The organism is Streptomyces sp. NPDC104814, from assembly GCF_055583185.1.
Genome location: NZ_JBVJOL010000001.1, coordinates 68,749 through 81,779 on the forward strand (window position 1 = coordinate 68,749; position 13,031 = coordinate 81,779).

Here is a 13,031-nt window from a genome sequence, read left to right on the forward strand (position 1 = left end):
ACCGCCGGGGTGCCGACCTCAGGGTGTCGCCCCAGTCTGCCACCCGGTGTCCCGGGCGCCGAGTACCGGCCCCGTCCTGCTCGGGAGTGCCACCCCATCTTCGTGCGGCGCCCACGGTATCTCCGTGATGTGCCGGAACGAAACGGCCGTGCGGCCCGCCGAATCGTTCCGGCCCCGCGTGTCGCGCCGGAGGCGTGTCGCCGACCGGTGTGGCCGGCTCCCGGCGGGCGGCAGAAGCCGCTTCCCGGTGGCGCGCAGCGCGCCGCCGACGGGGGTCCGCGAAGCCGCTTCGGCGGCGCACGAAGGCCCCCTGCGGGGGGCCGGCAGAACCGCTTGGGCGGTGCAAGGGGTCGCCGCCCGGCGCCACCGAGGTCGGTTCCCGGGGCCGCGGAGGCCGATTCCCGGCGTCGGCCAGGCCGGTTCCCGGGCCGCGCAACGCCGTCACCTGGCGCGACACGCGCGCGTGGTGTGGATGTATGCGCCAATCCCCACATCTAGTGGTTGGATGGCTACAGCAGCCCACAAGTTGTGGTCCCCCTGGTCTCCGAGCCCGCGGCGATCGCCTATGCTTGGGGCTGCTTCGCGGGGCTCATGAGGCCCGGCGAGGCTATTGAGTCTGCTGTGAGGAGGGTTGGGAGTCCATGCACTGCCCCTTCTGCAGGCACCCCGACAGCCGTGTCGTCGACAGCCGTACGACCGACGACGGCACGTCCATCCGTCGACGCCGTCAGTGCCCTGACTGCTCCCGTCGTTTCACGACGGTGGAGACGTGCTCACTGATGGTGGTCAAGCGGTCCGGAGTCACCGAGCCCTTCAGCCGTACCAAGGTCATCAACGGTGTGCGCAAGGCATGCCAGGGACGGCCTGTCACCGAGGACGCGCTCGCCCTGCTCGGCCAGCGGGTCGAGGAGGCCGTGCGGGCCACCGGGAGCGCCGAGCTGACCACCCACGACGTGGGTCTGGCCATACTCGGCCCGTTGCAGGAGCTCGACCTCGTCGCCTATCTGCGGTTCGCCTCGGTCTACCGGGCGTTCGAATCGCTCGAGGACTTCGAGGCCGCCATCGCGGAGCTCAGGGAACAGACGGGAGGCCCCGCCGCGGTCGACGAGGACCGCGAAGGCGACGCCGGCGCAGATGCCGGCGCGGGGAGCCAAGAAGACGAACGCGGGTCCTCGGGGGCGGTCCAGGTCCCCGAACCCGCGAGCGCCGCCGACTGACCGACGTGCCGGACGCGGGAGAAACCTTCCGGGTCCGGTCGGCGGCGGCGACACGAAGACCTGTTGCGGGCGGCAGCGAGAGGGCGCCCGCAGCACCAGACAGAACACCGTGCCACGGGAACATCGGGGCACTTCAGGGCGTTTTTGCCCGTACAGGGAGGCGGCATGACAGAGACGGCGAGCGGTCCGGCACGAGGTTCCCGAGCAAAGGGCGCCAAGGGCACCAAGGGCCTGCGTATCGAGCGCATCCACACCACCCCCGGCGTGCACCCGTACGACGAGGTGGCGTGGGAGCGCCGTGACGTCGTCATGACCAACTGGCGCGACGGCTCGGTCAATTTCGAGCAGCGTGGCGTCGAGTTCCCCGACTTCTGGTCGGTGAACGCGGTCAACATCGTCACCAGCAAGTACTTCCGCGGTGCCGTCGGCACGCCGCAGCGCGAGACCAGCCTCAAGCAGCTGATCGACCGCATCGTGAAGACGTACCGCAAGGCCGGCGAGGACCACCAGTACTTCGCCTCGCCCGCGGACGCCGAGATCTTCGAGCACGAGCTCGCCTACGCCCTGCTGCACCAGATCTTCAGCTTCAACAGCCCCGTCTGGTTCAACGTCGGCACCAAGCAGCCCCAGCAGGTCTCCGCCTGCTTCATCCTGTCCGTCGACGACTCCATGGAGTCGATCCTCGACTGGTACAAGGAAGAGGGCATGATCTTCAAGGGCGGCTCCGGCGCCGGCCTGAACCTCTCCCGCATCCGCTCCTCCAAGGAGCTGCTGTCCTCCGGCGGCAACGCCTCCGGTCCCGTCTCCTTCATGCGCGGCGCCGACGCCTCCGCCGGCACCATCAAGTCCGGTGGCGCCACTCGTCGCGCCGCCAAGATGGTCGTGCTCGACGTCGATCACCCCGACATCGAGGACTTCATCGAGACCAAGGTCAAGGAAGAGGAGAAGATCCGCGTCCTGCGCGACGCGGGCTTCGACATGGACCTGGGCGGCGACGACATCACGTCCGTCCAGTACCAGAACGCCAACAACAGCGTCCGTGTGAACGACGAGTTCATGACGGCCGTCGAGCGGGGCGGCAAGTTCGGCCTGCGCGCTCGTATGACCGGCGAGGTCATCGAGGAGGTCGACGCCAAGGCGCTCTTCCGTAAGATCGCCGAGGCCGCCTGGGCCTGCGCCGACCCGGGCATCCAGTACGACGACACCATCAACACCTGGCACACCTGCCCCGAGTCCGGCCGGATCACCGCGTCGAACCCGTGCAGCGAGTACATGCACCTGGACAACACGTCCTGCAACCTGGCCTCGCTGAACCTGATGAAGTTCCTGAAGGACGACGGCAAGGGCAACCAGTCCTTCGAGACCGAGCGCTTCCAGAAGGTCGTCGAGCTGGTCATCACCGCGATGGACATCTCGATCTGCTTCGCGGACTTCCCGACCCAGAAGATCGGCGAGAACACCCGCGCCTTCCGCCAGCTCGGCATCGGCTACGCCAACCTCGGCGCCCTGCTGATGGCCACCGGCCACGCCTACGACTCCGACGGCGGCCGCGCCCTCGCCGGTGCCATCACCTCCCTGATGACCGGCACGGCCTACCGCCGCTCCTCCGAGCTGGCCGCCGTCGTCGGCCCGTACGACGGCTACGCCCGCAACGCCGACGCCCACAAGCGCGTCATGAAGCAGCACGCCGACGCCAACGGCACGGCCGTCCGCATGGACGACCTGGACACGCCGGTGTGGGCCGCCGCCACGGAGGCCTGGCAGGACGTCGTCCGCCTCGGTGAGAAGAACGGTTTCCGTAACGCCCAGGCGTCCGTCCTCGCTCCGACCGGCACCATCGGTCTGGCGATGTCCTGCGACACCACCGGTGTCGAGCCCGACCTGGCGCTCGTGAAGTTCAAGAAGCTCGTCGGCGGCGGCTCGATGCAGATCGTCAACGGCACCGTCCCGCAGGCCCTGCGCCGCCTGGGCTACCAGGAGGAGCAGATCGAGGCGATCGTCGCCCACATCGCCGAGAACGGCAATGTGATCGACGCCCCCGGTCTGAAGCAGGAGCACTACGAGGTCTTCGACTGCGCCATGGGCGAGCGCGCCATCTCCCCGATGGGCCACGTCCGCATGATGGCCGCGATCCAGCCGTGGATCTCCGGCGCCATCTCCAAGACGGTCAACATGCCGGAGACGGCGAGCGTCGAAGAGGTCGAGGAGATCTACTTCGAGGCCTGGAAGCTCGGCGTCAAGGCGCTCGCGATCTACCGCGACAACTGCAAGGTCGGCCAGCCGCTCTCCGCCAAGACCAAGGAGAAGGAGAAGGCCGAGGTCACGGAGAAGGCCGAGGCGACCATCCGCGAGACGGTCGAGAAGGTCATCGAGTACCGTCCGGTCCGCAAGCGCCTGCCCAAGGGCCGCCCCGGGATCACCACGTCCTTCACGGTCGGCGGTGCCGAGGGCTACATGACCGCCAACTCCTACCCGGACGACGGTCTCGGCGAGGTCTTCCTGAAGATGTCCAAGCAGGGCTCCACCCTCGCGGGCATGATGGACGCCTTCTCCATCGCCGTCTCCGTCGGTCTGCAGTACGGCGTGCCGCTCGAGACGTACGTCTCGAAGTTCACCAACATGCGCTTCGAGCCGGCCGGCATGACGGACGACCCGGACGTGCGGATGGCGCAGTCGATCGTCGACTACATCTTCCGCCGCCTGGCGCTGGACTTCCTGCCCTTCGAGACCCGCTCCGCCCTCGGCATCCACTCCGCCGAGGAGCGTCAGCGCCACCTCGAGACCGGCTCCTACGAGCCGTCCGAGGACGAGGTCGACGTCGAGGGACTGGCCCAGTCGGCGCCGCGCGCCCAGGAGCTGAAGGCCGTGGCCACGCCGCAGACGGACGCCGCCGCGACCAAGGCTGCCCCGCAGCAGGCGCACACCAACGCGGAACTGGTGGAGATGCAGCTGGGCATCCAGGCCGACGCCCCGCTGTGCTTCTCCTGCGGCACGAAGATGCAGCGCGCCGGTTCCTGCTACATCTGCGAGGGCTGCGGCTCGACCAGCGGCTGCAGCTGAGATGAGCGCCGGCACGGCGCGCATCGACTGACCGCGGGGCGGTGGAACCGGATGTCCGGTTCCACCGCCCCGCGGTGCTCGGCAGCGCCGGGTTCAGGAAGGCGGTACCCGACCCATCACCCGCGCGAAGTCCGCCGGGTCCTCCTCGAAACCGTGGACGCCCGGCCGGAACCCCCACTCGCCGGAGGTGTCGCGGACGAACTCCGCGACCGTCGCCGCCGTGGCCCCGAGTACGTCACCGAAGTCGTCCTCGAAGAGATCCGTGTATCCCTCGCGGATCCGCAGACCCGGGTGAAGCACCCCGATGAACGTCCGGTGCGCCGACCGCTGCTGGATGACCGCACCGACGACCACGCGCGCGTACCGGCTGTCGAGCCGGTCCAGCTCGAGCGTCATGACCTCGTCCCAGCCGAAGCCCTTGCCGTCCCTGCTGTCACGGTTGAGATAGATCGTGCCGTCGGGTGAGCGGCTGTCGAAGTGGACGACGTACGCCGGATCGCCGTACGGCTGGTCCGCCGTGTACGTCGCGGCGACCAGGTCCAGGTCGGCCGGTGGCTGCCCCGCCGGACTCGGATCCCACTTGAGTGCGACCTCGACCTTGCGGATTCCCTTGCTGAGGCCGTTCACGGACTCCCCCTTCCCGACTGCCCGACCATCCTCGCCCGAACTGCCGTCCGGGCAGGGCCGGTTGTCCATCCTGCCACGCGCGCGTACCTCCTCGTAGGAGCACAGTCGGCCGGACAGTGACCCGTGCCACGTTTCCTGGCCTTACGATGGCGCGGTGCTGGTCAAGTGGATTCGCTGCACCGTGGTGGACCGCCGCGGCTTCGAGCGGGGGCAGCGGAAATGGGCGGGGCTTCTGGGGGAGCCGGGCTTCAGGGGGCAGGGCGGTGGCTGGAGCCGGAAACGCCCGGAGGTGGCGAACCTCTTCGCCTTCTGGGAGAGCCGCGCCTTCTACGACTCCTTCATGGCCCGCTCCCACGACCGGCTGGCGGCTGCGCAGGCGGGCACCTTCAAGGACGCGCAGGTCCGGCTGTTCGACTACCGCTTCGACGTCAAGACGGGATTCGAACCCCGCTTCACGGACGCCGACCTGATCCGGGCCGCCCTGTGCCGGGTCAACGAGGACCGCGTCGAGCACTTCACCCTGATGCAGGAGAAGGTGTGGAACCCGGCGATGGCCGGCTCACCCGGCATGATCCGCGGGCTGTTCGCGGAGGCTCCGGGGCACGAGTTCCTCGTGCTGTCCATGTGGCGGTCGGCCGCCGAGCACGGCAAATACCGCACCGAGCGAGTGGAACGCCTGGCCCTGCGCGCCCAGACCGAAGCGGACATCGCCTCCCTGTCGGGTGAGATCGTGGAACTGGAACCGACCTGGACCGTGTGACCGGGCGGCGCCCCCTCGCTCCGTGCCCCCGCACTCGTTGCTGTGAGCCCCGCCGGTGGCTGCTCGATGTGACCTACGCCGTATGGGCCCGGTTCGATTACCGGGTCGGTCCGCACCCGATCTAGGGTTTCGGCATGGCACGACCACGGCGCATCGTCCTTGTCCGGCACGGTGAGTCAACCGGCAACGTTGATGACACCGTGTACGAACGCGAACCCGACCACGCCCTCGCGCTCACCGAGCGGGGCTGGCAGCAGGCCGCGGAGACCGGCAAAGGACTGCGCGAACTCTTCGGCCAGGAGCGGGTGAGCGTCTACGTGTCCCCCTACCGCCGTACGCACGAGACGCTGCGCGCCTTCCACCTCGATCAGGAGCTCATACGGGTGCGCGAGGAGCCCCGCCTGCGCGAGCAGGACTGGGGGAACTGGCAGGACCGCGACGACGTCCGCCTCCAGAAGGCCTACCGGGACGCCTACGGCCACTTCTTCTACCGCTTCGCCCAGGGGGAGAGCGGCGCCGATGTCTACGACCGGGTCGGCGGCTTCCTGGAGAGCCTGTTCCGCAGCTTCGAAGCCCCGGACCACCCGCCGAACGTGCTGATCGTGACGCACGGCCTGGCCATGCGCCTGTTCTGTATGCGCTGGTTCCACTGGACCGTCGCCGACTTCGAGTCGCTGTCGAACCCGGGGAACGGCGAGACCCGGATGCTCGTTCTCGGTGACGACGGCAAGTACACGCTCGACCGGCCGTTCGACCGTTGGCGAGATCCGGAACCGTACGGGATCACCGGATAGAGTGGCAGGGCGATGACCGCTGATTCCTCTCTCGACGGGCGCCTGGTCCGTGCCCTGAACAGCCTGCGCGGACTGGCGGTGGGGGACGCGCTGGGCTCCCAGTTCTTCGTTCCCGCGAACTATCCGCTGCTCAAGAGCCGCGATCTGCCGCCGGGCCCGTGGCAGTGGACGGACGACACGGAGATGGCCTGCTCCGTGGTCGCCGTCCTCGCCGCCCACCACCGCATCGACCAGGACGCTCTGGCCCGCGCCTTCGCCGAGCACCACGACTTCGATCGCGGATACGGCCCCGCCGTCAACCGACTGCTGCGGCTGATCCGCGAGGGCGGCGACTGGCGTGAGCTGTCCGCAGCGCTCTTCAAGGGACAGGGCTCCTGGGGCAACGGCGCCGCCATGCGGATCGCGCCGCTCGGCGCCTGGTACGCCGACGACCCCGAGCAGGCCACCCACCAGGCCGAGATCTCCGCATATCCGACGCACCAGCATCGCGAAGCCGTGGTCGGGGCCATGGCGGTGGCCGCCGCTGCCGCGCTGGCCGCCGCTCCGGGCGGTCCGCCGAGCGCCGAGGCGCTGCTGGACGGGGTGGTCGCGCTGGTACCCAAGAGCGCTGTCGGGCAGGGCCTGCGACGGGCACGGGACATGCTCGACTACGGCGACGCCGCCACCGTCGCCGCGGTGCTCGGCTGCGGTCGGCGCACGAGCGCCCACGACACGGTCCCCTTCGCTCTCTGGTCCGCCGCGCGGTCCCTCGGAGACTTCGAGGAGGCCTTCTGGACCACCGCCCAGGTGGGCGGTGACGTCGACACCACCTGCGCCATCGTCGGCGGAGTGCTGGGCGGCGGGAAGGCCGGCGTACCGCCCAGGGAGTGGGCGGAGCGGACGGAGGCACTGCCGGACTGGGTGCCGGTGTCCGTCTGAGGCGTCCGAGAATCGAGAACCCTGTGTGCGGCCGAGAACTCTGCGTGTGGGTCGGGAACTCTGTGTAACTGCCGTGCGTTCTTCCGTCAGTCGCTGCGCATCTCGGCGCGGTAGATGCCGCGCCGGCCGGCGGCACCGGCGGATCGGGGGTGGTCATGCGGATGCTGGTCTTGGTTCTGGCGGCGGTCTTGATGGCGGCCCTGCGATCGGCGCTGTCGTACGTCCGTGGGTGGTCGCCCTGTGGGCCGGGTCGGTGGCCGAACGGCGAGGTGCGGACGGCCGGACCGGCGCCGTCGGTCTCCCGGGCGCGGTACGGCAGTCCGCTCTCCTGTGCGGGCCCCTCCGAATCAGGCCATCGGTCCGGCCGTCCCCGCCAGCGCCTCCAGATCGCTCTTGCGGACCCGGATCACCACCCACGCGGTGACCAGGGCGAGGGCCGCCATGGCCGCGGCAGGGACGAAGGCCGCGGAAATGCCGTGGGCAAGGACCTCGTGACCCCAGGGCGCCGGCAGCTGGTGCGTCCTGGCGAACTCCGCCTTCTGCTGTGCCGTCGCGTTGGCCAGGAAATCGGGCACCTGCTTCTGCGCCTCGTTCCTGCTCGCCGAGCCGAACACCGTGGTCAGGATGGACAGCCCGAGGGAACCGCCCACCTGCTGCGTCGCGTTCAGCAGCCCGGACGCCGCCCCCGCCTCGTGCTGGGCGACACCGGAGACGGCCGTGACCGTCACCGTCACAAAGTTCAGACCCATGCCGAAGCCGAAGATCAGCATCGGTCCGAGGACGCCACCGACGTAGGTGCTGTCCGGGTCGATCAGGGCCTGCCAGGCCAGCCCGACCGCCACCAGCGCCGACCCCGTGAGCAGGAAGGGCTTCGGGCCGAGCACCGGCAGGAAGCGCTGCGACAGACCCGCGCCGACGGCGATCGCGACCGTCACGGGCAGGAAGGCGAGACCTGCCTTGATCGGGCTGTAACCGAGCACGTTCTGCACGAACAGCACGATGTAGAAGAACATGCCGAACATCGCCGCGGCCAGGCTCAGCATGATCACGTACGTGCCGGAACGATTGCGGTCGGCGAACATCCGCAGCGGCGTGATCGGCTCCTTCGCCCGCCGCTCGGTGAACACGAAGGCGACCAGCAGCACGAGCGCGGCGGCGAACGAGCCGAGGGTGAGACCGTCCCGCCAGCCCTTCTCCGCGGCCCGGATGAAGCCGTACACCAGGGACGCCATACCGGCCGTCGAGGTCAGCGCCCCGGCGATGTCGAAGCGCCCGGGGTGGCGCTGGGACTCGCTGATGTACAGCGGCGTCAGCGCGGCGATCAGCAGTCCGATGGGCACATTGACGAACAGCACCCACCGCCAGTCCAGCCATTCGGTGAGCATGCCGCCGGCCAGCAGGCCGATCGCGCCGCCGCCCGCGGAGACGGCGGCGAAGACACCGAAGGCCCGGTTGCGCTCCGGCCCCTCCGGGAACGTCGTCGTGATCAGCGCCAGCGAGGTCGGCGACGCGATGGCACCGCCCACGCCCTGCAGGGCCCGGGCGGTCAGCAGCTGCCAGGGCTCCTGGGCCAGCCCGCCCAGCAGGGAGGCGAAGGTGAACAGCAGGATGCCGGTCATGAAGACGCGGCGCCGGCCGAGGATGTCGCCGGCCCGCGCGCCGAGCAGGAGAAGACCGCCGAAGGTGAGCGTGTAGGCGCTGACCACCCAGGTGAGGTCGGTGGTGCTGAACTTGAGCGCGTCTTGAATGTGCGGAAGCGCGATGTTCACAATCGTCGCGTCGAGTACCACCATGAGTTGGCAGGCCGCGATGACCGCGAGCGCGATGCCGGGATGCCCCTCCCGGCGGGCCGCACCTGGTTTCTGTTCCTGAACGAGTTGAGAGGTAGTGGCCATGGGTCCCCCACAAGAGCCTTAGTGAACGATGCCGTTCACTGTCGCGTCCACGGTAGTGAGCCGCCTTAGAGAACGCAAGCGTTCACTTAGTGGTCGGCTGCTCGGCGTGTCCCCCGCCCCTGCCGTACCGCGCCCCTTTGCCCCGCTGCACCCGCTCTCTCTGCCCGCTGGAGACACTCGGATGGTTACCTCGCGCTGGACGGCCGCCCCCGCTCGGACGGCCGCTCCCCGTAGGCGCGGCGCCGTGCTCGAACGCGCGATCCTCGACGCAGCGCTGGAGCAGCTCGGCACGGTCGGCTGGAAGGGCCTCACCATGGAGGGCGTCGCCGCCGGCGCCCAGACCGGCAAGGCGGCGGTCTACCGCCGCTGGCCGTCCAAGGAGGACCTGGTCGCCGACGCCCTGCAGGCCGGGCTGCCGGCGCTGGACGACGCCCCGGACCTCGGCAGCGTGCGGGCGGATCTGCTGGCCCTGTGCCGGCGCTCCCGCGACGCCATGTTCTCGCTGCCCGGCCTTGCGCTGCGATCGGTGATTCACGAATGCGATCCGATGCAGGCCGAGCGCTTCCACGCGGTCATCGTCGAAGGAGTGGTCCAGCCGATGCTGGAGCTGCTGCGCGAGGTCATCGAGCGCGGCATCGAGCGGGGCGAGGTGCGGGCCGGCGCCGCGAACAGCTATGTCCTGGACGCCATTCCGGCCATGATGATGTACCGCGCCAAGATGTGCGCCAGCGAATGGGGCGACCAGGACATCGAAGAGATGGTCGACCAGTTGATGCTTCCGCTGCTGCGACCGGACGGCGGTTGACGGCGGCCCGCGGGCCCCTCACGGGGGCTTGTCGCCGGGAGGGGGGCCGGGGTGTCGCTCGAGGATCACGGCGGCGTACGCTAAGGGCGCCATGCCGTACGAAGCACCTACTCACACCGTCGAGCGCTCCCTGCGCGCCACGACCGGAGCGAAGGTCATCGCCGGTGTCGACGAGGTGGGGCGCGGCGCCTGGGCCGGTCCCGTCACCGTCTGCGCGGCGGTCACCGGACTGCGTCGTCCCCCCGAGGGGCTCACCGACTCCAAACTGCTCACCGTCAAACGACGCAATGAGCTCTCGCTGGCCCTGCGGAACTGGGTCACGGCGTACGCCCTGGGGCACGCCACCCCGGAGGAGATCGACGACCTGGGGATGACCGCCGCGCTGCGGCTTGCCGCGGGCCGGGCCCTGGATGCCCTGCCCGTACGCCCCGACGCGGTGATCCTGGACGGGAAGCACGACTACCTGGGCACACCCTGGCGGGTTCGCACGGTGATCAAGGGGGACCGTTCGTGCGTGGCGGTCGCGGCGGCCTCGGTCATCGCCAAGGTCCAGCGCGACAAAATGATGGCCGAACTGGGTGTCGAACATGCACACTTCGGTTTTGCGGACAACGCCGGGTACCCATCGCCCGTGCACAAGACCGCACTGGCCGAGTGGGGGCCCACCCCTCACCACCGGCTGTCGTGGGCGTATCTTGATGCGCTGCCCCAGTGGCGGCACCTCAAGAAGGCCCGCAGCTGGGCGGACGGAAGCGTTCCGGAGATCGAGGGCCAGCTCGGCTTCGATTTCTGACCGTTTCGCTCGCACTCATGTGCCCCCCGTTCACGTGAGCCGCACCAACGTTTGATAAATATCAGCCCATGCCTCTCATTCCCGAGGAGCCTCAGATTCACGAGAGTGCCCAGGGTCCCCGCGCCACTCCGGCCAGTGGCCGCACCGCGCCGACCCCTCGCCCCGTACCCGGCCCCCGCCCCGCGGCTCCGGCCCGTCCCGGCCGTCCCGGACCGGTGCGGCCCGCGCCTCCGGTGCAGCGCACGCCCCGCGAAGGGGTTCCGGCCCAGCCGACCCCGGCGGCGGCCGCCCCGGTCGCCCCGCAGATCCAGCTGATCCCGGCTTCGGTCGAGGGTGCCCTCGACGCCGCCGAGGAGGCCCTGGACCTGCTGCTCGACTCCGGTCGCACCCCTGGTGACGTGCTGGTGGTCACCACCGGTGAGCCGCACCCGTGGGCCACCCACGAGCTGTCGTTCGGCGAGACGTCGTACTGGGCGCAGCACGACGCGCGCGACGACGTCTTCTACATGGACGCCGCCTTGGTCGGCCGTGCTGCCTCACGGCCCGTGGTCGTCGTCGCGCTCAATGGCGGAACCGACGCCGCTGCCGCGACCGCGCTGTCCATCGCGCACGGCAAGGCCGGCGCCCTGCTGATCGTCTGCGGCGACCCGCAGAAGATCAACGCGGTGCTGGGCGCGGGAGTCTGACGGTCCGCCGACGGCGTCGACCACACCGTCTGACGGTCCGCTGACGGCCTCGACCACACCGTCCGCGGCCCCGTGACGGGCGGGAGCCGACGGGTGGGGTGGCCGAGGGTTGCCAGGCGGCCTCCCGTGGGCGACGCCGGCCCGGGGGCGTGCCGTACCCGCGGGGACACGGCGGTTGCGTCCGCTCGACCGGCCGGGCTCGGCGCAGGAGCCCGGCAGGCGAATGACAGGGCCTCGGCAGGGGAGTGGGTGCGTGTCCGAGCCGTGCGAGGACTGATCCCTGGCGCCGCGCGCGAAGGTGGGTCCGGGGCCGGGTGTGCTCGACGGCTTCGGCAGGTCTTCGATGAACTCCGGTCGGCCCGGTCGGCCCGGTCGGCGGGGTCAGCCAAGTCGGTCCGGTCGGAACGGTCACCCGCTCGATCCGGTCGGTTCCGTCGGCTCGGTCGGTCGGGATGTGTCAGCGGGCCGCGGCCCGGCGGAGGATCTCCGACGCGACGCCGCCCGTGCGAGGCAGGTGAGGTGGTGCCTCGGCCGTCGCGAAAGGTTCCGGCGCCGAGGAGGCGTGGGGACGGCGGCCGCCGCGCCCTTCGCCGAGGACCTGCCAGCCGTCGCGGGTCAGGGTGATGTAGGCCCCGCAGCGCAGCCCGTGCAAGGTGCAGGCGTCACGCAGGCCCCACATCCACGCGCCGTCCTCCTCCGTCCAACGCGCGTCGCCCTCACGGCAGTACAGCAGCACGGCGGTGCGCACCGGCGTGCGGCGTCGCAGATCGTGCGGGATCACCCGGCGCAGTTGGGACAGGAGCGCGTTGCGGAACTGCCAGCCGTCCGCCGGTGCCGGGCGACGGGTGAAGGACGCGCTCGCCCGCAGCCGCTCGTCAGGGTCGAGAACGGCCACGATCGCGGTCGAGGGCCCGGGCCGGTGCCGGGCGTGCAGTCCGCTGACGACTTCTCTGGGGTTGCGCAGCAGGGGGATTCCCGCAGCGGCCCATTCGGCGGGTTCGAGCATGCGGCCGGTGGACGCGGCGGACGCGGACGTCGACAAGGACGCCGCGGAGGACGGAGCGAATCCGAAGGTCACGTTCCTCCCTTCGGCTACGCGCCCACACTGCGGGCGAGTCGGATTCGGGGGAGCCCACACCGCAGCAGAGCTCTGCCGGACCACGGGCGGGCCGCGCGGGGAGCGGACTTCAATTCTTCCTGTCGAACTTGGATGCGGCAACGAGCAATTGGGGCCACAGACCGGTATGAGCTGGTGTGGGGCTTATATCTCGGCGCTGTATTTCTTCCCCCGTTCCCGGCCGCTGATGCACCGCCACGGCCCGGCCGGAAGGGACCACGGAGAGTGAGAAACGGCCGCGGCAACGGCGGCAACGTAGGCACCGACTGCTACGACGGCGGCGGCCCGGCGACGTCACCGGCGGCCCGGCGCTGGTACCGGGCGATCCGGCGCGGAGGGCGGGCCGCTGCTGCGGCCGG

At 70.2% G+C, this 13,031-nt stretch carries 11 protein-coding genes; 8 read left to right on the forward strand and 3 right to left on the reverse strand.

Annotation, left to right across the window (positions count from 1 at the left end; all coding sequences use genetic code 11):
- The first annotated feature begins 641 nt into the window (after positions 1-641).
- The gene (gene nrdR / locus ACZ64A_RS00275) at positions 642-1,217 is read left to right on the forward strand and encodes a transcriptional regulator NrdR (protein WP_469807141.1); all 576 of its coding nucleotides are present in this window, start codon (positions 642-644) and stop codon (positions 1,215-1,217) included.
- Positions 1,218-1,382: 165 nt separating this feature from the next.
- A complete protein-coding gene (locus tag ACZ64A_RS00280) occupies positions 1,383-4,277 on the forward strand; it encodes a vitamin B12-dependent ribonucleotide reductase (protein ID WP_469807143.1) in 2,895 nt (964 codons plus the stop codon).
- 93 nt (positions 4,278-4,370) lie between these two features.
- On the opposite strand, the gene ACZ64A_RS00285 is transcribed toward ACZ64A_RS00280, so the two are convergent.
- Positions 4,371-4,904, reverse strand: coding sequence for a TerD family protein (locus ACZ64A_RS00285; protein ID WP_469807145.1), 534 nt, complete (start codon positions 4,902-4,904; stop codon positions 4,371-4,373).
- Between the two features lie 154 nt (positions 4,905-5,058).
- Here ACZ64A_RS00285 and ACZ64A_RS00290 point away from each other — a divergent pair, with 154 nt between their 5' ends.
- The 3 genes from ACZ64A_RS00290 (at position 5,059) to ACZ64A_RS00300 (ending at position 7,376) form a co-directional block, all read left to right on the forward strand.
- Positions 5,059-5,664, forward strand: coding sequence for a YdbC family protein (locus ACZ64A_RS00290; RefSeq protein ID WP_469807147.1), 606 nt, complete (start codon positions 5,059-5,061; stop codon positions 5,662-5,664).
- Between the two features lie 134 nt (positions 5,665-5,798).
- The gene (locus ACZ64A_RS00295) at positions 5,799-6,458 is read left to right on the forward strand and encodes a histidine phosphatase family protein (protein ID WP_469807149.1); all 660 of its coding nucleotides are present in this window, start codon (positions 5,799-5,801) and stop codon (positions 6,456-6,458) included.
- 12 nt (positions 6,459-6,470) lie between these two features.
- On the forward strand, positions 6,471-7,376 hold the full coding sequence (locus ACZ64A_RS00300; protein WP_469807151.1) for an ADP-ribosylglycohydrolase family protein: 906 nt from the start codon (positions 6,471-6,473) through the stop codon (positions 7,374-7,376).
- A gap of 347 nt (positions 7,377-7,723) precedes the next feature.
- Here ACZ64A_RS00300 and ACZ64A_RS00305 read toward each other — a convergent pair whose 3' ends face one another.
- Positions 7,724-9,271, reverse strand: a complete 1,548-nt coding sequence (locus ACZ64A_RS00305; protein WP_469807153.1) for an MFS transporter — start codon at positions 9,269-9,271, stop codon at positions 7,724-7,726.
- A gap of 181 nt (positions 9,272-9,452) precedes the next feature.
- On the opposite strand from ACZ64A_RS00305, the gene ACZ64A_RS00310 reads away from it, so the two are divergent.
- From ACZ64A_RS00310 to ACZ64A_RS00320, 3 genes are all read left to right on the forward strand, one after another.
- Positions 9,453-10,076 (forward strand): TetR/AcrR family transcriptional regulator, encoded by a 624-nt coding sequence (locus ACZ64A_RS00310; protein WP_469807155.1) that lies wholly within the window; start codon positions 9,453-9,455, stop codon positions 10,074-10,076.
- Between the two features lie 91 nt (positions 10,077-10,167).
- On the forward strand, positions 10,168-10,869 hold the full coding sequence (locus tag ACZ64A_RS00315; RefSeq protein WP_469807157.1) for a ribonuclease HII: 702 nt from the start codon (positions 10,168-10,170) through the stop codon (positions 10,867-10,869).
- Between the two features lie 68 nt (positions 10,870-10,937).
- Positions 10,938-11,555, forward strand: coding sequence for a hypothetical protein (locus tag ACZ64A_RS00320; RefSeq protein ID WP_469807159.1), 618 nt, complete (start codon positions 10,938-10,940; stop codon positions 11,553-11,555).
- Positions 11,556-12,012: 457 nt separating this feature from the next.
- Here the strand turns inward: ACZ64A_RS00320 and ACZ64A_RS00325 are convergent, their stop codons facing one another.
- Positions 12,013-12,633 (reverse strand): hypothetical protein, encoded by a 621-nt coding sequence (locus ACZ64A_RS00325; RefSeq protein WP_469807161.1) that lies wholly within the window; start codon positions 12,631-12,633, stop codon positions 12,013-12,015.
- Positions 12,634-13,031: the final 398 nt, after the last annotated feature.

What these genes read in the sequence shown, in the direction of transcription:
- ACZ64A_RS00300 (WP_469807151.1), top strand. Translation starts at nt 6,471, where the DNA reads ATGACCGCTGATTCCTCTCTCGACGGGCGCCTGGTCCGTGCCCTGAAC.
- ACZ64A_RS00295 (WP_469807149.1), top strand. Translation starts at nt 5,799, where the DNA reads ATGGCACGACCACGGCGCATCGTCCTTGTCCGGCACGGTGAGTCAACC.
- ACZ64A_RS00320 (WP_469807159.1), top strand. Translation starts at nt 10,938, where the DNA reads ATGCCTCTCATTCCCGAGGAGCCTCAGATTCACGAGAGTGCCCAGGGT.
- ACZ64A_RS00305 (WP_469807153.1), bottom strand. Translation starts at nt 9,271, where the DNA reads ATGGCCACTACCTCTCAACTCGTTCAGGAACAGAAACCAGGTGCGGCC.
- ACZ64A_RS00280 (WP_469807143.1), top strand. Translation starts at nt 1,383, where the DNA reads ATGACAGAGACGGCGAGCGGTCCGGCACGAGGTTCCCGAGCAAAGGGC.
- nrdR (WP_469807141.1), top strand. Translation starts at nt 642, where the DNA reads ATGCACTGCCCCTTCTGCAGGCACCCCGACAGCCGTGTCGTCGACAGC.
- ACZ64A_RS00310 (WP_469807155.1), top strand. Translation starts at nt 9,453, where the DNA reads ATGGTTACCTCGCGCTGGACGGCCGCCCCCGCTCGGACGGCCGCTCCC.
- ACZ64A_RS00315 (WP_469807157.1), top strand. Translation starts at nt 10,168, where the DNA reads ATGCCGTACGAAGCACCTACTCACACCGTCGAGCGCTCCCTGCGCGCC.